The sequence below is a fragment of the Arthrobacter sp. H-02-3 genome, assembly GCF_003097355.1.
GTDB lineage: Bacteria > Actinomycetota > Actinomycetes > Actinomycetales > Micrococcaceae > Arthrobacter > Arthrobacter humicola.
In genome coordinates this window covers 156,900-177,402 of record NZ_PYUI01000008.1, presented here as the reverse complement: position 1 = coordinate 177,402, position 20,503 = coordinate 156,900, and the positions used below count along the sequence as shown (strand labels likewise).

26 protein-coding genes are annotated in these 20,503 nt (G+C 67.0%); 15 read left to right on the top strand and 11 right to left on the bottom strand.

Going from position 1 to position 20,503, the window contains the following annotated elements:
- Positions 1 to 57: 57 nt before the first annotated feature.
- Positions 58 to 747 (bottom strand): DUF1345 domain-containing protein, encoded by a 690-nt coding sequence (locus C9424_RS10445; RefSeq protein ID WP_116766775.1) that lies wholly within the window; start codon positions 745 to 747, stop codon positions 58 to 60.
- Between the two features lie 274 nt (positions 748 to 1,021).
- Here C9424_RS10445 and rpsF point away from each other — a divergent pair, with 274 nt between their 5' ends.
- The 6 genes from rpsF (at position 1,022) to C9424_RS10415 (ending at position 4,598) form a co-directional block, all read left to right on the top strand.
- Positions 1,022 to 1,327, top strand: coding sequence for a 30S ribosomal protein S6 (gene rpsF / locus C9424_RS10440; RefSeq protein ID WP_026266755.1), 306 nt, complete (start codon positions 1,022 to 1,024; stop codon positions 1,325 to 1,327).
- Positions 1,328 to 1,382: 55 nt separating this feature from the next.
- Complete coding sequence (locus C9424_RS10435; protein WP_116766774.1) at positions 1,383 to 1,955, top strand: single-stranded DNA-binding protein; 573 nt, start codon at positions 1,383 to 1,385, stop codon at positions 1,953 to 1,955.
- 125 nt (positions 1,956 to 2,080) lie between these two features.
- The gene (gene rpsR, locus C9424_RS10430) at positions 2,081 to 2,320 is read left to right on the top strand and encodes a 30S ribosomal protein S18 (protein WP_003800144.1); all 240 of its coding nucleotides are present in this window, start codon (positions 2,081 to 2,083) and stop codon (positions 2,318 to 2,320) included.
- A gap of 17 nt (positions 2,321 to 2,337) precedes the next feature.
- On the top strand, positions 2,338 to 2,790 hold the full coding sequence (rplI, locus tag C9424_RS10425; RefSeq protein ID WP_116766773.1) for a 50S ribosomal protein L9: 453 nt from the start codon (positions 2,338 to 2,340) through the stop codon (positions 2,788 to 2,790).
- A gap of 161 nt (positions 2,791 to 2,951) precedes the next feature.
- Complete coding sequence (locus tag C9424_RS10420) at positions 2,952 to 3,812, top strand: PhzF family phenazine biosynthesis protein (protein WP_116766772.1); 861 nt, start codon at positions 2,952 to 2,954, stop codon at positions 3,810 to 3,812.
- Between the two features lie 159 nt (positions 3,813 to 3,971).
- Positions 3,972 to 4,598, top strand: a complete 627-nt coding sequence (locus C9424_RS10415) for an FMN reductase (protein WP_116766771.1) — start codon at positions 3,972 to 3,974, stop codon at positions 4,596 to 4,598.
- A gap of 44 nt (positions 4,599 to 4,642) precedes the next feature.
- On the opposite strand, the gene C9424_RS10410 is transcribed toward C9424_RS10415, so the two are convergent.
- Both C9424_RS10410 and C9424_RS10405 read right to left on the bottom strand, forming a co-directional pair.
- Complete coding sequence (locus C9424_RS10410) at positions 4,643 to 5,215, bottom strand: hypothetical protein (protein WP_116766770.1); 573 nt, start codon at positions 5,213 to 5,215, stop codon at positions 4,643 to 4,645.
- A gap of 3 nt (positions 5,216 to 5,218) precedes the next feature.
- Complete coding sequence (locus C9424_RS10405; RefSeq protein ID WP_116766769.1) at positions 5,219 to 5,680, bottom strand: hypothetical protein; 462 nt, start codon at positions 5,678 to 5,680, stop codon at positions 5,219 to 5,221.
- A gap of 797 nt (positions 5,681 to 6,477) precedes the next feature.
- Here C9424_RS10405 and dnaB point away from each other — a divergent pair.
- Positions 6,478 to 7,863: a replicative DNA helicase gene (dnaB, locus tag C9424_RS10400; protein WP_018775337.1), complete on the top strand. Its 1,386-nt coding sequence runs from the start codon at positions 6,478 to 6,480 to the stop codon at positions 7,861 to 7,863.
- 29 nt (positions 7,864 to 7,892) lie between these two features.
- On the opposite strand, the gene C9424_RS10395 is transcribed toward dnaB, so the two are convergent.
- Both C9424_RS10395 and C9424_RS10390 read right to left on the bottom strand, forming a co-directional pair.
- Complete coding sequence (locus tag C9424_RS10395) at positions 7,893 to 8,867, bottom strand: acyl-CoA thioesterase (protein WP_116766768.1); 975 nt, start codon at positions 8,865 to 8,867, stop codon at positions 7,893 to 7,895.
- Positions 8,868 to 9,047: 180 nt separating this feature from the next.
- Positions 9,048 to 9,482 carry a DoxX family protein gene (locus C9424_RS10390; protein WP_116766767.1) on the bottom strand — a complete coding sequence of 145 codons (435 nt, stop codon included), beginning with the start codon at positions 9,480 to 9,482 and terminating at the stop codon, positions 9,048 to 9,050.
- Between the two features lie 197 nt (positions 9,483 to 9,679).
- On the opposite strand from C9424_RS10390, the gene C9424_RS10385 reads away from it, so the two are divergent.
- From C9424_RS10385 to C9424_RS10375, 3 genes are all read left to right on the top strand, one after another.
- The gene (locus C9424_RS10385; RefSeq protein WP_237563396.1) at positions 9,680 to 11,035 is read left to right on the top strand and encodes an MATE family efflux transporter; all 1,356 of its coding nucleotides are present in this window, start codon (positions 9,680 to 9,682) and stop codon (positions 11,033 to 11,035) included.
- Between the two features lie 108 nt (positions 11,036 to 11,143).
- Entirely contained in the window at positions 11,144 to 11,737 is a 594-nt protein-coding gene (locus C9424_RS10380; protein WP_175460364.1) for a hypothetical protein, read from the top strand.
- Between the two features lie 83 nt (positions 11,738 to 11,820).
- On the top strand, positions 11,821 to 12,195 hold the full coding sequence (locus C9424_RS10375; RefSeq protein WP_116766766.1) for a hypothetical protein: 375 nt from the start codon (positions 11,821 to 11,823) through the stop codon (positions 12,193 to 12,195).
- A 39-nt stretch (positions 12,196 to 12,234) separates the two neighbouring features.
- Here C9424_RS10375 and C9424_RS10370 read toward each other — a convergent pair whose 3' ends face one another.
- Positions 12,235 to 12,777 (bottom strand): CGNR zinc finger domain-containing protein, encoded by a 543-nt coding sequence (locus C9424_RS10370; protein WP_116766765.1) that lies wholly within the window; start codon positions 12,775 to 12,777, stop codon positions 12,235 to 12,237.
- A gap of 227 nt (positions 12,778 to 13,004) precedes the next feature.
- Here C9424_RS10370 and C9424_RS10365 point away from each other — a divergent pair, with 227 nt between their 5' ends.
- The gene (locus C9424_RS10365) at positions 13,005 to 13,952 is read left to right on the top strand and encodes an EamA family transporter (protein WP_202615831.1); all 948 of its coding nucleotides are present in this window, start codon (positions 13,005 to 13,007) and stop codon (positions 13,950 to 13,952) included.
- Positions 13,953 to 14,042: 90 nt separating this feature from the next.
- Positions 14,043 to 14,315, top strand: coding sequence for a DUF2277 domain-containing protein (locus tag C9424_RS10360; protein WP_116766764.1), 273 nt, complete (start codon positions 14,043 to 14,045; stop codon positions 14,313 to 14,315).
- Between the two features lie 25 nt (positions 14,316 to 14,340).
- Here the strand turns inward: C9424_RS10360 and C9424_RS10355 are convergent, their stop codons facing one another.
- The 4 genes from C9424_RS10355 to C9424_RS10340 all read right to left on the bottom strand — a co-directional run bounded on the left by C9424_RS10355 (position 14,341) and on the right by C9424_RS10340 (position 18,083).
- On the bottom strand, positions 14,341 to 16,671 hold the full coding sequence (locus tag C9424_RS10355; RefSeq protein WP_116766763.1) for a heavy metal translocating P-type ATPase: 2,331 nt from the start codon (positions 16,669 to 16,671) through the stop codon (positions 14,341 to 14,343).
- Between the two features lie 61 nt (positions 16,672 to 16,732).
- Positions 16,733 to 16,963 carry a heavy-metal-associated domain-containing protein gene (locus tag C9424_RS10350; RefSeq protein ID WP_116766762.1) on the bottom strand — a complete coding sequence of 77 codons (231 nt, stop codon included), beginning with the start codon at positions 16,961 to 16,963 and terminating at the stop codon, positions 16,733 to 16,735.
- A 67-nt stretch (positions 16,964 to 17,030) separates the two neighbouring features.
- Positions 17,031 to 17,372, bottom strand: a complete 342-nt coding sequence (locus C9424_RS10345; protein WP_116766761.1) for a metal-sensitive transcriptional regulator — start codon at positions 17,370 to 17,372, stop codon at positions 17,031 to 17,033.
- A 216-nt stretch (positions 17,373 to 17,588) separates the two neighbouring features.
- Positions 17,589 to 18,083, bottom strand: a complete 495-nt coding sequence (locus C9424_RS10340) for a universal stress protein (RefSeq protein WP_116766760.1) — start codon at positions 18,081 to 18,083, stop codon at positions 17,589 to 17,591.
- A 149-nt stretch (positions 18,084 to 18,232) separates the two neighbouring features.
- On the opposite strand from C9424_RS10340, the gene C9424_RS10335 reads away from it, so the two are divergent.
- From C9424_RS10335 to C9424_RS10325, 3 genes are all read left to right on the top strand, one after another.
- Complete coding sequence (locus C9424_RS10335; RefSeq protein ID WP_091248826.1) at positions 18,233 to 18,415, top strand: hypothetical protein; 183 nt, start codon at positions 18,233 to 18,235, stop codon at positions 18,413 to 18,415.
- 88 nt (positions 18,416 to 18,503) lie between these two features.
- Positions 18,504 to 19,628 carry a WD40/YVTN/BNR-like repeat-containing protein gene (locus C9424_RS10330; RefSeq protein ID WP_116766759.1) on the top strand — a complete coding sequence of 375 codons (1,125 nt, stop codon included), beginning with the start codon at positions 18,504 to 18,506 and terminating at the stop codon, positions 19,626 to 19,628.
- Between the two features lie 30 nt (positions 19,629 to 19,658).
- The gene (locus tag C9424_RS10325) at positions 19,659 to 19,985 is read left to right on the top strand and encodes a MoaD/ThiS family protein (protein ID WP_116766758.1); all 327 of its coding nucleotides are present in this window, start codon (positions 19,659 to 19,661) and stop codon (positions 19,983 to 19,985) included.
- A gap of 4 nt (positions 19,986 to 19,989) precedes the next feature.
- Here C9424_RS10325 and C9424_RS10320 read toward each other — a convergent pair whose 3' ends face one another.
- The gene (locus tag C9424_RS10320; protein WP_116766757.1) at positions 19,990 to 20,226 is read right to left on the bottom strand and encodes a hypothetical protein; all 237 of its coding nucleotides are present in this window, start codon (positions 20,224 to 20,226) and stop codon (positions 19,990 to 19,992) included.
- Between the last annotated feature and the right edge of the window lie 277 nt (positions 20,227 to 20,503).

Below are 20,503 nucleotides of genomic sequence, written 5' to 3'. Positions count from 1 at the left end.
AACGGGCTCTCGCCAGCGGGCCGGATGCGCCGCCGCCGACCCCAATCAGCACGAGGGTTAGGAGGTCAGCCCGACCACGAGGTTGAGTGTGGCGGCCAGGATGATGGTCCCAAAAACGTAGGACAACAGGCTGTGCTTGAGCGCCTCGGCACGCACGCCATGGTTTTTCAGCGCGGTATCCGAGACCTGGTAGGTCATCCCGAGGCTCGTGGCGAGGTACGCGAAATCCGTGTACTGCGGGGGTCCGTCCTGATTGAAGTCGATCCCGCCAACGGCCCCGCCCCCACGTGACTCCGTGCTGTAGTAGAGCTCCGCGTACCGCAGTGTGAACAGGGTCTGGACCAGCAGCCAGGACAGCGCCACAGTTGCCAGGGCCAGGACCCCGCCGCCGAGGCGCGCCGCGTTGTCGCTGCTGTGTGAATCGATGACGACGGCGACCACCGCCACAAGGCTCGCCGCATTCGTGGCCAGGATCAGCAGGTCGGTGACGCTGCGGGACGGGTCCTCCGCCGTGGCGTGAGCCCGGGTTTCGGCGGGGCCCAGCCGGCCCACGACCAGCCAGACCCAGACCACATAGCAGGCCGCGGCGCAGCCCCATCCGACCGCCGGGGCTTCCACCCAGTGCCCTGCCATCCCTGTTGCCGCGGCGGCGAGGAGCCCCACCAGCACCATGACGGCGAAGCGAAGCCGGCTGCGGCGGACCGGCGGCAGCGCGGCTGCGGGGTCGGTGTCGGAGTCGGTGTCCATTTTCAGATCATGACACAGACCACCGGCCGGCTTCCCGACCCCCGGCCGCGCGGCGGTTTTCCACATGAGGGTCCTACCCTGTTCCCGCCGCGGGGCGCCCGGGCTAGCGTTGACCCGTTAGGAATCGCCGAAACAAGCCGCGATGCACTAAGATATTGAAGTCTGTGCTGCGCCCTGCCTCCGTTCCGGTGGCCGGGCATCGCACGGCACCGCAAATGAACCTCCTGTTACGGAAATGCCGTAACCGCTTAGCCCAAAGGAGGTGGGTTCACATATGCGTCCTTACGAATTGATGGTAATCATCGACCCCGAGGTCGAAGAGCGTGCCGTTGAGCCGTCGCTTCAGAAGTTCCTGAACGTCATCACCAACGATGGTGGAACCATCGAAAAGGTTGACATCTGGGGCCGTCGTCGCCTGGCTTACGAAATCCAGAAGAAGTCCGAAGGTATCTACGCCGTGGTGAACTTCACCGCTGAGCCGGCTACCGCCAAGGAACTTGACCGCCAGCTGAGTCTCAACGAGACCATCATGCGCACCAAGATCACCCGCCCTGAAGAGCAGAAAGTTGTTGCTGAGTAATTCAGCGGTCAACCTTCAATCTTCATCCCCGCAGGAACGCACAAGGAGGCAGTAGATGGCAGGCGAAACCACTATCACGGTCATCGGTAATCTCACCAGTGACCCCGAACTCAGGTTCACACCGTCCGGTTCGGCCGTAGCGAATTTCACCATCGCTTCTACTCCCCGTACCTTCGATCGGCAGTCCAATGAGTGGAAGGACGGGGAAACCCTGTTCCTCCGCGCGTCGGTCTGGCGTGAAGCAGCCGAAAACGTCGCCGAATCCCTGACCAAGGGCATGCGCGTGATCGTCTCCGGCCGGCTGAAGAGCCGTTCCTACGAAACCAAAGAAGGCGAGAAGCGCACCGTTATCGAGCTCGAGGTCGATGAAATCGGCCCGAGCCTGCGCTACGCCAATGCCAAGGTCAACCGCACCCAGCGCTCCGGCGCTCCGGGTGGACAGGGCGGCTTCGGCGGCGGCAACAGCGGCGGTTTCGGTGGCAACTCTGGTGGAAACCAGGGCGGCAACGCCGGTGGAAACTGGGGCGGCAACCAGCCCGCAGCGCAGGAAGACCCCTGGGCCACGCCCGGGGTCAGCAATGCAGGCGGCGGCTGGGGCAACGGCCCGGATTCCGAACCTCCCTTCTAAACAACATTTAAGGTCCGGCAACGAAAGCCGCCGGGACGCCGCAAGGCGGCCGGGTGCAGACTGCGCCGGATCACCACCATCCCGTGGATCAATATCCACGGGCTCCATCGAATAGGAGCTCCACGATGGCTAAGGCTGAACTCCGTAAGCCCAAACCAAAGTCCAACCCCTTGAAGGCCGCTGACATCACTGTCATCGACTACAAGGACGTAGCATTGCTGCGCAAGTTCATCTCCGACCGCGGAAAGATCCGCGCCCGTCGCGTCACTGGCGTCACGGTGCAGGAACAGCGCAAGATCGCCCAGGCAATCAAGAACGCCCGCGAAGTTGCTCTGCTGCCTTACTCCGGCGCTGGCCGCGGCTAAGGAAGGGATTAACTAACATGGCAAAGCTCATTCTGACCCACGAAGTAACCGGTCTCGGTGCTGCTGGCGATGTTGTCGAGGTCAAGGACGGTTACGCACGTAACTACCTGCTGCCCCGCAACTTCGCCCTGACCTGGTCCAAGGGTGGCGAGAAGCAGGTTGAGTCCATCAAGGCTGCCCGCGTTGCCCGCGAGCACGCTTCCCTGGAAGACGCTCAGAAGCAGGCCGCTGCACTCTCCGCCAAGCCGGTCAAGCTGGTCGTCAAGGCTGGCGCAACCGGACGCCTGTTCGGCACCGTCAAGCAGGGCGACGTGGCCGACGCTGTTGAGGCCGCTGGCCTGGGCCGCATCGACAAGCGCAAGGTTGAACTGCCGGCACACATCAAGTCGACCGGTTCCTACCAGGCAAACGTCCGTCTGCACGACGACGTTTCCGCTGTGATCGAACGCGACGTCGTCGCAGGCAAGTAGTCTTTTCGACTACTCGCCTCCCCGGCTAGGCAGTCCCGGACTGCCGGAAGGCCCCCGCTGTCGGATCCCTCTGAGGATCCGACAGCGGGGGCCTTCTGCTTTAACGTCAACGCGGGTCACTTACGGCCCCTATTGGGGGGCGCTGATGCTAGCCTGCTGCGGTGAACCCTGATCCCGCCGCGTCGCCCCGCCTTCGTCCCATCAACCAGGTCGACGTTTTCTCCGCCGAGCCGTACCGCGGAAACCCGCTGGCCGTCGTCGTCGACGCCGAGGGGCTCGCGGCAGGGACAATGCAGCAGTTCGCCAACTGGACCAATCTTGCGGAGACCGCGTTTCTGCTGCCGCCCACGCACCCCGACGCCGACTACCGGGTGCGGATCTTCACCGGCAGCGAAGAGTTTCCCTTTGCCGGCCATCCCACCCTGGGCTCGGCGCACGCCTGGCTTGAGGCGGGCGGCATCCCGCAGCAGGACGATGTGGTGGTCCAGGAATGCGGTGCCGGACTGGTGAGGGTGAAGCGCGACGCCGGACGCCTCGCGTTCGCGGCCCCGCCGCTGACCCGCTCGGGAGCGGTGGCGGAGGAAGACCTGGGGCGTATCGCCGCCGGCCTGGGGCTGCCCCTGGAAGCCCTGCTGGATGCGTCGTGGCTGGTCAACGGCCCGGACTGGATCGGTGTGCTGCTGGAATCGGCAGAACAGGTGCTGGGCATCCGCCCGGACTATGCGGCGATGGCCGGGCTCAAGGTGGGCGTCATCGGGCGGCACCGGGCCGGATCCGCCGTCGACTTCGAGGTGCGCACCTTCGTTCCGGGGGACGCCGCCGCGGAAGACCCCGTCACGGGCAGCTTCAACGCCGGCGCGGCCCAGTGGCTGATCCGCAGCGGACGTGCTCCGGAGGCCTACGTCGCGGCGCAGGGGACAGTCTTGGGTCGCGCCGGCCGGATCTACGTCGAGGCCGCCGGTGAGGACATCTGGGTGGGCGGAGATTCCACGAGCTGCATCGAGGGATGGGTCATGCTCTGAGCCGTTGCGCCATCAGCTGCGGTTGTTATTCCCCCCTCTTAGGGACCAGGAATGATGGCGCAACGGGGGCGGGAATAAATCCATGCGGCAGCCTCTTGTGTAGGTAGATGCAAATGCATGTATCAGCATTGCTGACCTGATTCAACTTAGGAGCACTCCGTGGAAACCCGCCGTATCACCGTTATCTCCGCCGGACTCGGCGTCCCCTCGTCGAGCCGACTGCTGGCGGATCAGCTGGCGGCTTCGGCCGGGCGGCAGCTTGCTGCGGCCGGCTACGCCGTGGACATCGAGGTCGTGGAACTGCGGGACCTCGCCGTGGACATCGCCAACAACTTCGTGACCGGCTATGCAGCTCCGCGGCTGGCCGACGTGATCTCCGGCGTCGAGGCCTCCGACGGCGTCATCGCCGTCAGCCCGGTGTTCAGCGCGTCCTACAGCGGGTTATTCAAGTCCTTCATCGACGTGCTCGATCCCAAGGCGCTGGAGGGCAAGGCGGTTCTCCTCGGTGCCACCGCCGGCACGGACCGGCACCAGATGGTGCTGGACTTCGCGATGCGGCCGCTGTTCACCTACCTTCGGACCCGGATCGCGGCCACCGCGGTCTTCGCCGGTCCCCAGGATTGGGGAAACAACGACGACGGCGGCTCGCCGCTGTCCGTGCGTGTGGATCGGGCGGCAGGGGAGCTCGTCCGCCTGCTCCAGGACTCAGGGTCGCAGCAGAAGCCGGCCATGCTGGAGTCCCTGCCGTTTGAGCAGCTGCTCGCCGGGATCTCCGGCCAGCGGTAGCGTCTACAGGCCGGGCAATCCGGGCCTCTTCGAGCTGTCCGTGATCAGTCGTCGAGCAGAGCGATAAACTCTCTGGCCTGCTTCATGGAAATATCCGAGTGTCGGGTCAGTGCGGTCGCCGCTGCCTCGGTGTCGCCGCTCTTTGCCAGGGTGCGGATTCTCCCGTAGATCTCGTCATTGAGCATGTTGCTGCTCACCTCGCGCGTGACGTCGCCCTTGCTCGCGATCGCGCGGTAGCGGTACGAAAACCGCTGCGGCACCTCGTCCTCGTCCGGGGCCGGCTCCTTGACGGCCTCTGGGGCACGGAACGGCTGGGGGTGGGCCGCTAGAGCCGCGACAGCGTCGCGGGACGCCCGGAGGCCCTCTCCCGTGGCTTCGAGGTACACCTTGATGGCCGCCATGGCCTGTCCCTGCGCGATCAGTGCGTACAGCCGCCTGTGTTGCTCCTGGTTGAGCTTGGCGGCCGCCGCCCGGGCGAGCTCCGCGGAGTCGGGGTCGGGCTGTGGCATGGCCTCGGGTCGGGAGCGCTGGCCGCGGCGGCTCCATGCCCGGACCGCCAGCAGCACGCCAGCGGCCACGAGCACCAGGATCAGGACAGGGATGAGCAGTGCTTCCATGTGCTACAGCCGATCTACATAATTCTTGGCGGTCTTGAGGTCTGAGTGCGTCGACTGCCGAAGCAGCCGGGTGGCCTTGATCTTATGGCCGCTGCGGGCCAGCGACTGCAGCTCCTGGAGGAGCTGGGGACTGAGGTGTCCGACGGCGAGCAGGGGGTCTCCGTGCCGCGTCCCTGCAGGGGCCGAGGCGTTCCGGGAGAGCAGCGCTGAGCGGGCATGGTCCTCTTGTTGCGACTGCTGCTGGGAGTTCTGGCTTGGGCGCGTGGTCGCTTCAATCCGGGCTCGGGCGGCCACGGCAGCCTCGACTTGCGCGGCATAGTGGGCCTGGGACTTTACTGCCAGTTCCCGCTGGTAGCGCTCGGCATCTGAGATACCGAAATTCCGCGGTTTCAGTGCCGTGGTGACCGCCCAGAGCACCGCCGCCAGAATGAGGGCAGGCAACATGACTATCAGTACATCGCCCATGGTTAGAGCTTATGCCAGATTGCGGTTATCCACAGCATGTTCTGCACCCCGTCTACAGTGCGCCGCGGCCCGCGTCAACTCCACCTCAATCCTCCCCAATGGCGTGAGTCCGCTCACAAAATGCTTGCATCAGGCCGCGAATGTGGCCTCCCATGCCGCGGCGTATCCCCAGCCGCAAGGTGCAGGCTGTGGATGAACCTTGGCAAAAATTGTTTTGTGTCCACAAGATGAATCCAATGTTTCCGCAGGTCAAGAACGGATTACAGACTCAACTTTTTTTCTATCCACAGCTCTACCCACAGACTGTGCACAAGCATCTGCCACTAGTGCACAGGTTATCCACAGGGCGGCGCACCGTCCGGGTTGGTGCCTGCCCGATCGGGGGATAACGTTGCAGGACATCGGGCTTTGGAAGCGGAAATCCTTCGGTCGCCGGGCGGTGCCCATTGAGGAAACCCGCCCCGGGATCCCGGCGGCGTACGGCCGCACCAGTGCTGTGGATAACCGCGCAGGGAGGACCGGCGCGAATTGTCGGAGCTGACTGATACGAATTGGGTGGCGCCAGGCAATGCTGTTGGGAATCACCGCAGTTTGGAATCGCAGCAGTTTGGAATCGCAGCAGTTTGGAATCGCAGCAGTTGGGCATAACAGCCGCTGGGCACCCCAGCAGTTGGGCGTCACCACAGCGGGTGGGCACCGCAGCAGTTAGGCATCAGGGCAGCTGGGCATCACCGCACAGCGCTTACGCGCCGCGGCGAAAGGATATCCGCCGCGGCACACAATGAAGGACGGCAGTTTTGTCAGTTACGCATCTGGACTCAGTCGAGGGTACGCGGGGAGCCGAGGGCAGCCGCAAGCCCCCGCAGGACATTCCCGCGGAGCAGTCAGTCCTGGGTGGCATGATGCTTTCCAAGGACGCCATCGCCGACGTCGTCGAGATCCTGCGCGGCCAGGACTTCTACCGTCCGGCACACGAAACCATCTACGAGGCCATCATTGACCTCTACGGCCGCGGTGAACCTGCCGATGCCGTGACGGTCTCGGACGAGCTGACCAAACGCGGGGAAATCAACAGGATCGGTGGACCCGCCTACCTGCACGAACTCATCCAGACGGTCCCCACCGCCGCCAACGCCGGATACTACGCCGAAATCGTGGGCGAACGCGCGGTGCTGCGCCGCCTTGTCAACGCCGGCACCAAGATAGTCCAGCTCGGCTACGGGCAGGACGGCGAGGTGGAGGACCTCGTCAACCAGGCCCAGGCCGAGGTCTACGCCGTCGCCGAACGCCGTACCGCCGAGGACTATGTGGTCCTCAAGGACGTCATGGAGTCCACGGTGGACGAGATCGAGGCCTCGGGACACCGCGGCGAGGGCATGGTGGGTGTCCCCACCGGCTTCTACGAGCTCGATGAACTGACCCACGGCCTGCATCCCGGCCAGATGATCGTCATCGCCGCGCGCCCCGCCGTCGGAAAATCCACGTTCGCGCTGGACTTCGCCCGCTCGGCCGCCATCAAGAACAACCTCGCCACCGTCATGTTTTCCCTCGAAATGGGCCGCAACGAGATCGCCATGCGCCTGCTGTCCGCCGAGGCCACGATCGGCCTTCAAGACCTCCGCAAGGGCACCATCAAAGACGAGCAGTGGTCCAAAATCGCCACCACGATGGGCCGCATGAACGATGCCCCGCTGTTCATCGATGACAGCCCCAACATGTCGCTTATGGAAATCCGGGCCAAGTGCCGGCGCCTGAAACAGCAGCATGACCTCAAGCTCGTGATCCTGGACTACCTGCAGTTGATGAGCTCGGGCAAGAAGGTGGAATCCCGTCAGCAGGAAGTCTCCGAGTTCTCCCGTGCGCTGAAGCTCCTGGCCAAGGAACTCCAGGTCCCCGTGATCGCACTGTCGCAGCTCAACCGTGGCTCGGAGCAGCGCCAGGACAAGCGGCCCATGGTCTCGGATCTGCGTGAATCCGGCTCCATCGAGCAGGATGCCGACATGGTGATCTTGCTGCACCGTGAAGATGTTTACGACAAAGAGTCCCCGCGCGCCGGCGAGGCGGACATCCTGATCGCCAAGCACCGTAACGGCCCCACGAAAGACATTGTTGTGGCCTTCCAGGGCCACTACTCGCGGTTTGCCAACATGGCGGCCGACGCCGGCGGTGGCGGCGGCTTCTAGCCGGCCCGCCCGGCTGGCCCGGCCAGGACCTAGCTGCCGCCTGCCGCGAGCAGATGGTTGGGCAGCCGGTTCCCGGGGGCCCGGCCGCGGATTTCCAACAGTTCGCGGGCATGGGCGTGCAGCCGCTTGTCTTCGTCGGAGACCGGAACCCACTGCGGGATCGGGACCGAAGTGCCCGTCTCGTCGCGGGCCACCATGACCGTCAGGCAGTACGTGGTGAGGTTCAGCTCGCGTCCCTTGGGGTCTCCCGAACGGACGTGCACGGCGATGTGCATGCCTTTCGTGCCGGTGTACACCAGCCGGGCCTCCACTTCCACGACGTGGCCGATCAGCAACGGACGGTAGAACCGCACGCCGCCGGAGAACACGGCGACGGTGTCCTTCCCGCAGTACCGGGAGGCGCAGACGTACGCGGCCTCATCGATCCACTTCATAACGATTCCGCCGTGGACCTTGCCGCCCCAGTTCACGTCCGTGGGCGCCGCCATGAACCGCAGCACCACGCGTTCGGCCGTGCCGGCATCGGTGTATTCCTGCTCGCTCATGGCTTGGACGATCTCTTCGCGGACCTTGATCCGGGCCAGCGCGTCGTCCCGCTGCTCGATTTCTGCCGGCGTCGCGGGTTCAAACTGCGGCACCGGTATGGGCTTGCCGTCTGCGCCCACGGCCACGAAGATCACGATGCACTGACTCCGCATGGTGGCGGGTCCGCCCTTGGGATCGCTCGAGGACACCACGGTGCGGATGTGCATAGAGGACCGCCCTGTGTAGACGATCGTGGCCTCGACCTCCACCATGTCACCGCTGTTGACCGGATCTGCGAAGTGGATGTTTCCCACGTAGGCCGTTACGCAATAGGACTTTGCCCAGCCGACGGCGGCCGCGTAGGCCGCCTTGTCCACCCACTCCAGCACGGTGCCGGCGTCGACCGAACCGCTGTGGCCGACGTCGGTGGGGGCCGCCAGGAAGCGCAGGGTCACGGAATTGGGCGCGTTCTCGCTCATGCTGTGAGTTTACTGAAGGGCCGGCCGGGAGCCGTGGGCCGGCGACACAATCGCTGTCCGGGACGCCATAAGCCGCGGCATGCGAACCGCCGGCATACGAAGCCGGTGACATGCGACGGCGGGCGGCCACCGTGAGGTGACCGCCCGCCGGGAGCGCTGAAAGGTGCCGGGAAAAACGCCTTAGGCGAGGACGCGGAGCCGGGATCCGCTACGGCCAAAGAGCGCCTTGTCCACAGAGACCGTGCCGGCGCCAACGAGGGCCACGGCCAGAGCGGCGGCCGCCAGGATCAGCACCAGCTCGTAGCCGCCGGTGGCGACGAAAACGCCGGCGGAGGCGTGGACCAGGAAGAGGGCGCCGAGCATGTCCAGTGCGAGGAGGGCGGCGAACACGCGGGTGAGCACGCCCAGGATCAGTGCGACGCCGCCGACGAGTTCGAGGGTCGCGACGACGGGGGCCACCGCCTGGGCCGCCGGGACGCCCATCTGGGTGAAGGCAGCCTGGGTGCCGGCGATGGTGAATTCGTTGAATTTCTGCCAGCCGTGGGCCGCGAACAGGAATCCCGTAATAACGCGCAGGACGGTTCGTGCGGAGGTGGTCAGTGCGGGCTGGTTCATGGGGGCCTTTTCTCGTGTGGGCCGCCGCGTCGGCCGGGGCGAAATGATGGGATCCGCAAAAAGCGGAGTCTCCAAACTGCGGAACGGGCCGAAGCAGCGAGGAAGTTGTACTTTCAACTTAAGGGTTCCCCAATTTAGTTGAAATGTCAACTAAATGACGCCGGGCGACGTCGCGTGCACCCCGCTAGGGTTAAGCCGTGCCTGCCTCCCCTTCCCTGCCCAAGACCCTGCCTCCGTCCACGGGGCACCGCCGGGAAATCCTCCGCCTGGCGGTGCCGGCCTTCGGCGCCCTCATTGCCGAACCGCTGTTCCTGCTCGCGGATTCGGCAATCGTGGGCCACCTCGGAGTGGCCGAACTGGCCGGCGTCGGGCTCGCATCGGCGGTCCTCCACACGGCCGTGGGACTCATGGTGTTCCTCGCGTACTCCACGACGCCGGCGGTCGCGCGGGCCATCGGCAACGGCCAGCTCGCAAAAGCCCTCGCTGCCGGACGGGACGGCATCTGGCTGGCGCTCCTGCTGGGCATCGTCCTGGCGACCGTCGGATTCCTGGCCGCCGGGCCCCTCCTGGACCTGATGGGTGCCCGCGGCGAGGTGCACGGGTATGCCATGGACTACCTGCGCGGGTCCATGCCGGGCCTGGTGGCGATGCTGCTCATCTTCGCGGGCACCGGCGTGCTGCGCGGGCTTCAGGACACCCGGACCCCCTTGGCCGTCGCCGCTGCCGGATTCACGCTGAACATCGTGCTGAACCTGTTCCTCGTCTACGGGCTGGGCTGGTCCGTGACAGGTTCCGCCGTGGGCACGAGCATCGCGCAATGGGCCATGGCGGCCGTGTACGTGCTGATCGTCCGGCGCAACGCCCGCAACCACGGGGTGTCCCTGCTGCCGGACTGGCGCGGGATCCGGGCCCTGACCAAGGTCGGCTCCTGGCTCATGCTGCGCACGCTCAGCCTGCGCATCGCGATTCTTGCCACGGTAGTGGTGGTGACGGCCCAGGGTCCCGTCAATCTTGCCGCGCACCAGCTGGCAATGACCATCTTCACGTTCTTCGCCTTCGCCCTGGACGCCCTGGCGATCGCGGCCCAGGCCCTGATCGGCAAGGAACTCGGGGCGGCCCGGCCCGGCGCCGTCCGGGCGCTGACGCGCACGATGACGCGGTGGGGACTCGGCTTTGGTGCCCTGACCGGGATCCTCCTCGCGGCGGCCGCGCCGTGGGCGGGCGCCCTCTTCACGTCCGACGCCGAGGTCCGGGCGGCGCTTACGCTCGCCCTGTGGGTCCTCGCCGCGGGCCAGCCGGTCGCCGGCTACGTCTTCGTCCTCGACGGCGTCCTCATCGGAGCGGGCGACGCCCGCTATCTCGCGATCGCCGGCGTCGTGAATCTCGCGGCCTATCTTCCCCTGCTGCTGGCGGTGTGGCACTCCGGCGCGGGCGGCGGCGCGGCGCTGCTGTGGCTCTGGGCTGCCTTCTCCCTGGGCTACATGGCGGCGCGGGCGCTGACACTGGGCCTTCGGGCGCGGACGGACCGCTGGATGGTCCTCGGCGCGCGGTGAGCCGGACCGGCCGGGAACCGCCGGCCGACGCCGCCCGCCGCCGGACCTCCGCCGGCTGGCGTCCTGGTCCCGGCGCGCGCAGTGCCGGCTTCGCACTAAACTGGACGGGTGACTCTTCCCGCAGCGCCTGACGCGACCCCTGCCATCCGCGCCGCGGCCGACCTCTGGAAGCCCGTGCTGGTCAGGGCTGCCGTTGCGCTCGTGTTTGGCGCGGTGACCGTGTTCTGGGCCGCGCCATCCGAGGCGGGTATGGGCTGGGCTGGCGGCCTGTACCTGCTGGCCACCGGTGTGGTGCTGATCTGGACGGTGACGAAGTCCGGGTACCGTCCGCGGGAACGTGCGGGCAGGATCCTCTCCGCCGGCGGGGCCGTCCTGGCCGGGGCCGGTGCAGCCGTGGCCATGATCCCCGGCTCCCTCGTCTTCGGAACGATCGCCGCAATCGGTCTCGGCGTTGCCGGTGTTGCGGAGCTGCTCGCGGGCGTTCCGGGCCGCGGACGTTCCGTCCTGGCCCGGGACTGGATCGCCTCCGGCGTGATCGGGCTGGGCACGGCGATCGCGCTGCCGTTCTTCATCGGCCTTGGTGCGCACGCGCTCCTCGGCGTGGCCGGCGGCGGGGCCATCATCAGTGGCGTCCTGTGGATGTTGTCCGGGCTGACCCTGCGGCATGATGCTCGGGGCGATTCCGCGGAGGCCGTAAACTAGTACCGACAGGTTCTACCCGGCGTAGAACAATTGCGGTAACAAGACAGCCACGCTTCCCGCGCAGGCTGCAGGAGGAAAACACCTTGGCACAGCAGAAATCCGGAGCGTCCCGCAACGTGCGGACCTCGGTCAAGGGAACGCTCATGTTCTCCGCGTTCTGGGCCGTCGTGGTGTTCTTCGGCGTCCTGATCTTCGCCTCGGGCGGCAGCGCCCGTTCGCCCCGCTTTGACCTGGCCTTCATCGGCGCCGGGATCGCCTTCATTGTGATCCTCGTGGTGGCCGCCATGCTCTCGATGAGCTACAAGGACAACGCCGAGCACCTGGGGAAGGGCTCCGGCGTCAACCTCAGCTCCAAGAGGTCCCCTTCCGGCCACGGCGGCCCGTCTGTGCAGCCCGGGCCCGAAACCGGTGGCCCCGTCGATTCGGCCGATTCCGGCGACAACGGACCGCGCGCCTGACGCCGCAGGCCTAAGCACCCAACACCGGGGCCCCGCAGGTCAGGACACCGCCTTGCGGGCCCGATATGCGGCCACATGCGCGCGGTTGGCGCAGTTTCCCGTATCGCAGTAGCGCTTCGAGCGGTTGCGGCTCAGATCGAGCACGACGGCGTCGCAGTCTTCCGCCGCGCACACCAGCAGGCGGTCCATTTCCTTGCTGCGGATCACGTCCACGATGGCCATGGCCGCTTCCGTGCTCATGCGGTCAGCCAGCGGGGCCTCGGGCGTGGTGGCGTGCAAGTGCCAGTCCCACGGATGGTGCTTGACCAACTGGGGGAGTGCCCGGGCCTCGCGGAGCAACCGGTTCACGGTCTCCGCGGCAGCGGCCTCCTCCGCCACCCAGAGCTCGGCGAGTTCGCCGCGGAGCCGCCGTATGCTTTCCAGCTCGGCCTGGTCCCATGTCCGGGAACCGGTGAAGCCCTCAGCCGCCAGGAAGCCGTCCAGGTCCTTGACCGTGGCCAGATGTTCCTGGCCGTTCGCGGCGGTGTTGATGAGGTTGACCACGGAACGCAGGGCAACTTCTGTGTCAGGGGCAAAGACCATCTTGACTCCTTACCTTGCGGGGGCGTAATGTCATGACCATAACCCCACTTTACTCCTGACAGGAGAATGCCGTGTCTGCCCCCCGCCGCACCGTCGCCGCCCCGGTCCAAGACCTTGCCGCCCTGCGGCCTGCCTCGGAACCGGCCGGCAGCGCAATGGGGGAGACAACGGGCACGGCGCGGGGCGCCACGGCCGGCACCAGGCGGTCCGGTGTCGCGTCCAGCTTCATGGCCTCGGGCCTGGGCATCGCGTTGTTCTCCTCGGCGGTCTTCGGCATCTCCGGATCGTTCGCGAAGGCCCTCCTCGAAACGGGCTGGACGCCCGGGGCCGCCGTTACGGGCCGTCTCACCGGCGCCGCGCTGATCCTCGCGGTTCCCGCCATCCCGGCGCTGCGCGGCCGCTGGCACCAATTCAAGGACAACTGGCTGACCATCCTGCTTTTCGGCGTCATTGGGGTCGCCGCGTGCCAGCTGTTCTATTTCAATGCGGTGTCCCGGCTGTCGGTGGGCGTCGCCCTCCTGCTGGAGTACCTCGCGCCCGTCATCATCGTGTTGTGGCTGTGGGCCGCGAGCCGGAAGCGTCCCCGCCCGCTGACCATCGCCGGCACCCTGCTGTCGCTGGGCGGACTGGTGCTGGTCCTGGACCTGACGGGTGCCGTGAAGATCGACCTGATCGGCGTGCTGTGGGGAATAGCGGCCGCGGTCTGCCTCGCGATCTACTTCTTCATCACGGCCAGGGAAAACGACACCCTCCCGCCGATTGTCCTGGCTTCCGGCGGCCTGATGGTCGGAGCCGTCGTGATGTGGCTCGCGGCCGCCACCGGTCTGGTGCCGATGGCCTTCGGCACGGCCGATACGCGGCTGGGACCTTGGATCACCCCTTGGTGGGTCGCCCTCGGCGGCCTCGTGGTCCTGGCCACGGTCCTGGCGTACGTGTCCGGAATTGTCGCCGCGCGGGCCCTCGGATCCAAGGTGGCGTCCTTCGTGTCGCTGACCGAAGTCCTCTTCGCCGTCATCTGGGCCTGGCTGTTGCTCGGCGAACTGCCCGGCACCATTCAGCTGCTCGGCGGTCTCCTGATCGTCGGCGGTGTGGTCCTGGTCCGGCTGGACGAACTGCGCGCCGCCCCGCTGCCGGCCCCGTTGGACCACGCGAACGACGTCGAACCCGTACCGTAGGCGCGTTCCGCCGGCGCCGGCCCCAATGCGGGTCCGGCGTCGTGTAGCGGTGCTCTCGTTCCCGTGCCTCGGGACACCTAGCATGGAGCTATGTGCCGAAATATCCGGACCCTCCATAATTTTGAACCCCATGCGACCACCGCCGAGGTGGAAGCCGCCGCGCTGCAGTACGTGCGCAAGATCAGTGGCAGCACCAGGCCGTCCAAGGCGAACGAAGAGGCCTTCAACCGGGCCGTGCACGAGATTGCCCACGCCACCCAGCACCTGCTCGACTCCCTCGTGACCCACGCGCCGGCAAAGGACCGCGGAGAGGAAGCTGCCAAGGCCAAAGCCAAAGCTGCCGCCCGCTTTGGCGCGGCCTGAGGGAGGGACCCGGGCGAAGGCCGGCCTACCTGCCGAAGCTGCGCAGCCGCAGCGAATTGGCCACCACCAGCACGGAACTCGCGGCCATGGCGCCCCCTGCGATCATCGGATTCAGGAGTCCCAGGGCCGCTATGGGAATGCCGATGGCGTTGTAGAAAAAGGCCCAGAAGAGGTTCGTTTTGATGGTCGCCAGGGTCCGGCGGGAGAGCTCGATGGCCTGGGCGACCTGCCCCAGATCGTTGCCCATGACCGTCAGGTCGGCGGCCTCGATTGCAACATCCGTGCCGGAGCCCATCGCGATGCCCAGATCCGACTGGGCCAGCGCGGCCGCGTCATTGACGCCGTCACCGGCCATGGCGACAATGGCGCCGTCGGACTGCAGCTTCCGCACCGCCTCGACCTTGCCCTCCGGCAGCACCCCTGCGAACACATCCTCCGGAGCTATGCCGACGGCGGCTGCCACCTGCGCGGCAACGGCGGCGTTGTCCCCGGTCAGGAGGATCGGCCGGAGACCCAGCCCGCGCAGCCGCGAGATCCCGGCTGCAGAGCCCGGCTTGAGCGTGTCCCGCAGGCTGATAATGCCGGCGGGCTCCCCGTCCACGGCGAGCCAGATCGCTGTGGCGCCGGAGGCTTCGGCGGTGCTGAGGGCCTCCAGCTGCGCGGCGGCGGGCGCGATGCCGTTCTGCTCCAGCCAGCCCGTACGGCCTGCCGTCAGGAGCCGGCCCTCCACGGTGCCCTGGACGCCGCCGCCGGGCGCGGAGCGGAAACCGGCGACGCCGGCCAGGCCGGCGCCGCCGTTCGCGACCTCGCGGTTCCCTGCAGCCGGCGCCCCGGCCGCGGCGTCCGGTGACGTACCCGGTGCCGTAACCAGTGCCGCGTCCCGTGCCGCGGCAGCGATGGCGCGGGCGATCGGGTGTTCCGACGCGGCCTCCAGGGCTCCGGCCAGACGCAGAACCTCCGCAGAGGTGAACGCTCCGAAGGCCTCCGTGCCGTCGACGGCGAGGTGGCCGGTGGTCACGGTGCCGGTCTTGTCCAGCAGGATGGTGTCAACGGTCCGGGTGTCCTCGAGGACCTGGGGGCCCCGGATCAGGATGCCCAGCTGGGCGCCCCGGCCGGTTCCGGTGAGCAGCCCCACCGGGGTGGCCAGGCCCAGGGCGCAGGGGCAGGCAATGACGAGTACGGCGACGGCGGCCGTAAACGCTGCCCGGAGCCCGGCGTCGCTGATCTCCGGGCCGGCCGCGAGCAGCCAGGCGCCAAAGGTCACCACGGCGATGGCGAGGACCACCGGCACGAAGACGGCGCTGATCCGGTCCGCGAGGCGCGCGATCTGCGCCTTGCCGGTCTGCGCCTCGGAGACCAACCGGCCCATCTGGGCCAAGGTGGTTTCGGCGCCGACGCGCGTGGCGCGGACAAGCAGCCGGCCGGAGGTGTTGATGGTGGCACCCGTGACCGGGCTGTCCGGGCCGACTTCCACCGGCACCGATTCACCCGTGACCAGCGACGCGTCGACCGCGGAGGACCCTTCGACGACGATGCCGTCAGTCGCAATCTTCTCGCCGGGGCGGACCACAATGAGGTCGCCTACCCCCAGCCGATCGGCGGGAATCTGCTGCTCCTGGCCGTCGCGGAGCACTGTGGCATCCTTGGCACCCAGATTCAGCAGTGCCTTGAGGGCGTCTCCGGCTTTTTGCTTGGCATTGGCCTCCAGATACCGGCCCAGCAGCAGGAACGTGGTGACTACCGAGGCAACCTCGAAGTAGAGTCCGCCGGAGTCCATCCCCGTTCCGTCCATCTCCGGGTGGGCGGTCATTAGCGGGTCCGCGAAGAGCTGCCAGGCCGAGAAGACGTAGGCCGCCGTCACGCCAATGGAGACGAGCGTGTCCATCGTGGAGGACAGGTGCCGGGCGTTGACGGCGGCTGCCCGGTGGAATGGCCACGCCGCCCAGGTAACCACGGGCAGGGCGAGGAGGGCTGCTGCCCAGCCCCAGTTGGCGAAGTGGAAGGCCGGGAACATCGAAATGAGAAACACCGGGATGGTGAGGACCGCTGCCCCGACGAGCCGGGGGCCGAGCTTGGGGCTTTCGGCGGGGCCACTCGCGTCAGTCGGGTGCTTGGGGGGCCGGATCGTGGCCTTGTAGCCTGCCGCGGCGACGGTGGCGGTGATTTGTTCGTCTGTGATGGCCGCCGGGACGGTGACGTGGGCGGTCTCTAGGGGCAGATTGACGGAGGCTTCGACGCCGTCGAGCTTTCCGAGCTTGCGTTCGATCCGGTTGACGCAGGAGGCGCACGTCATGCCCTCGATATCGAGGTCAATGACACGGCTTCCGGATTGGTGCAGCAGCTGCTCGTTACGCACGGCGCCCTTCTGTTCTCATCGCTCGGTCCGTTCTGTGCCGACCGCCGGCCCGCAAGGGCGCTCAGGCTTCGGTGGCGACCACGAGGTAGCCCGCTTCCGCGACCGCCTCGCCGATCTCGGCAAACGACAATGCTTCGCTGGAGGTGATCGTGACGGTGGAAATGCCGCCGGCCTTGAGGTCGACGTCGACCTTTTCGACGCCTGAGAGCGCCTCAAGTTCTTCGCTGACGGAGGACACACAGTGGCCGCAGGTCATTCCGGAAACGTTGACGGTAGTGGAAACGGTGCCCATGGCGTGCTCCTTGTCGCTGGGCAGGGAATGGTTCCCCGGCCCGGTGGTGGGGTGGGTGGTGCAGTTCTTAGCGCAGGAGGCGGCCGATGGCATCGGCGGCCTCTTTGACTTTGAAATCGATGGCTTCGGCCCGCAGTTCCGGATCCGGCTCCGAGGCAGCGCCGACGACGCAGTGGCCGATGTGCTCTTCCACGAGCCCCAGGCTCACCGCGTGCAGGGCTTTGGTGACGGCAGCAACCTGGGTGAGGATGTCGATGCAGTATTTGTCCTCATCAACCATGCGGGCGATGCCTCGCACCTGGCCTTCGATCCGCTTGAGCCGGCGCAGGTAGGCCTCCTTATTGGAGGTGTAGCCGCGCTCCTCGGGGGGCGCCAGGGGGGCCGTGACGGGAACTTCGGACTCGCTCATGCCCTCAACATATACCCCCTAGGGGTATGTTTTCAAGCGTCCGGGGCGGCCCGGCGGTGAATTCGGCGCATGGCGGAAATTAAAGAGCTCCGGAGTGCGTTATTGGGGGATACGCACTCCGGAGCAGCTATTGGGTAGGCGGTTCATCCGGCCTACGTATCGAGCTTACTCGGCGGTAGTGGGATAGCGCCAGCACCCCGAATAACTACTTTCGCTTTATTTTCCTGCCGCCGGAACGATCAGGATTGGATGCTCCTGATGGTGGCTCAGCCATGCCGCCACGGAGCCATTGAGCGCCGCCGAAATGCGGTGGCCGAGTCCGGGTTCCGGGGTCCCCACCACGATCATGAGCGCGTTCGTCTCGGTGGCCAGCCTGCCGATCGCCCGGGCCGGGTCGCCAGCCAGGGTGCGCAGGGACCAGTCGATGCCCAGGCCGCCGCAGCTTGCCTCAATGGTGGAGCGCAGCTCCTGAGTTGTCGCCCGGATCTCGTCGTTGTCCGTGTCCGGATGCAGCGACAGTCGGTGCGCGGACCGCTCAGGATCCCACTCCACGAGGTAGCTGGCCTCGTCCACATACGCGCAGACCAGAGGCGCGGCGAGGCGCTTGGCAAGCGCTCCCGCGGTCTGCAGCACCTCGGGATGCTGTCCCGGAAGCACGGCCACCACGACGGGCGAGGGCCCGGCGGCGGACTCGGCGGACTCGGCGGACATACTTCATTCTTGCCCGGCGGTGTCACCCTGAACAGGGACTTACTTCCCGGTCCCGCCGCCGGACCCGTTGCGGTGCCGGTCCCGGCGCATCCCTTGTACACCCCGGGGGCGGGGCCTACGGTTGAAGAACACAGGAGGAGGTGGCTGCCGTGGAGATCTACATGTGGTGGCTGGATCTGGATTTGGCGAGTAAGGAATGGCTCCGGGAAAACCTCCGGACCATCGAGCTGCCCGAGACCGTCAAGCGGGGGATCTTCGACGCCGGCGGCGCCGGATCATTGACGGACGCGGACTGGGACTTTATCGAGACGCAGTCGGAGTTCGTCGACTGACGGCGGGGCCAGGCACGCCGGCGCACCGTCCCGGGACCACGGCGGCATCGCAAGAAAACCGTTGCGGCCTTCCGGCGCGGGTGGTTGCATGGGGGGCATGGCTACTGCAGAGAGTTATGTCCTGGCGATCGGCACCAAGAAGGGTCTGTGGCTGGCGACCAGCCCGGACCGGAGGGAATGGTCCCTGTCCGGGCCGCATTTTCTGATGAGTGAAGTGCCCAGCATCGGCATCGACAGCCGCGGCGGGCGGACCCGGATCCTGGTGGGGGTCCGCTCCGAGCACTGGGGCCCCACCGTCTTTCACTCGGATGACCTGGGCGGGACATGGGAGGAGCCCGAAAACGGCGCCATCACGTTCCCCGACGGCACGGACGCCGCCTTGGAGCGAATCTGGCAAATCCACCCCGATGCCGAGTCCCGGCCCGGCGTCGTCTGGGCAGGGTGCGAGCCGATCTCCGTCTGGAAATCGACCGATGGCGGCGAGCACTTCGAGCTCAACCGCGGCCTCTGGGACCATCCGCACCGCAGCGAATGGGGTGCCGGCTATGGCGGCGCCGCGGCCCATTCGATCGTCGTTGACCCCACGGGCGAGAAAGTCCACGTCGCCATGAGCACAGGCGGGGTCTACCGCTCGCTCGACGGCGGAGCTTCCTGGGAACCCCGCAACAGGGGGATTTCCGCCTACTTCATGCCGGACCCCAACCCGGAATTCGGCCAGTGCGTCCACAAGATCGCGGCGGACGCCGCCGTCGACGGCCGCCTGTATGCGCAGAACCACCACGGCGTGTACCGCAGCGACGACGACGCCGAATCGTGGGAATCGATCGCCGAAGGGCTCCCGGCGGACTTCGGCTTTGTGATGCTGACGCACCCGCGCCGCGCCGGTACGGCCTGGGTGATCCCGCTGAAGGCCGACGGCGAGCGGATTCCGCCGGACGGCAAGCTGGCGGTGCACCGGACGGACGACGCCGGTGCCAGCTGGAAGCGGCTCGACTCCGGTCTGCCGGACCCCGAGTACAACGCCGTGCTGCGCGATGCTGCGTGCGTCGACGCGGCTGAGCCCGCCGGCGTCTACTTCGGAACGCGGGGCGGCAGCGTCTATGCCAGTGCCGACGAGGGGGAGCACTTCAGCGAAGTGGCCTCGCACCTGCCGGACGTGCTGTGCGTGCGGGCTGCTGCGGTTTCCGCTGCCCTGCTCCCGATGCAGCTGTGAGCCAGTGCAGCCGTGAAGGGCTGGAAACGCATGAACGGCGTCGTGACTGACGGCGTGCCCGTGCCGGCGGATTCCGCGATCAGTGTGGTGCTGCCGAGCGTCCTCCAACCGCTGGCCGGCGGGCAGTCCATCCTGACTGCGCCCGCGGAGGAAGCGGTGACGGTGGAGTGGGTGCTCGATACGGTGACCGGGGATTATCCGGCGCTGTCGCGGCGGTTGCGGGATGAAACCGGAACCGTTCGCCGTTACGTGAATATATACGTCAACGGGAATGAGATCCGGCTGCTGCAGGGCTTGGTGACGACGGTGGCACCGGGCCAGGAAGTCCTGATCATCCAGTCCGTGGCGGGAGGCTGACGCCTCAGGCGACCCGCCAGACGGTGCATTCGTCCGCGTTGATGGCCTTCCGCATGCCGGAATGGCGGTCCATGATCCAGACGACGCCGATTCCGGGCGCCGTCTCCTGGACGCGGCCGCGGCGGATCACGACATCGTCGTAGTTCGGGCCGACGCGCAAACGGGCCTCGATCTCGTCGCCGCGGTGCAGCTGGTCGAGGGCACGGATGCGGGTTACATGGGCTTTCGCTTCCTTCAACATGACGGGGCCTCCTGGACTGGAGTTGGTGCCTGCTCTTGCCGGCCCTTCCAGTGTCCTGCGCCAATGTTGCGTCCGCGTTTCAGTGCGGTAAGGGGACGGTTAGTTTTCGGCGGCAGCCCGATTTCCGGCCCCGGCTCGGGTCCGATTCTTGCTCCGATGGCCGCCTGCGCACGTTCTTTGACCGCCTGCACCCACGACGGCGGCCCGCCCCCGAAGGGACGGGCCGCCGTCGTAGGTGCGGAACTTCCGGTTGAGCGGGGTGCCCGGTCAGGAGCGC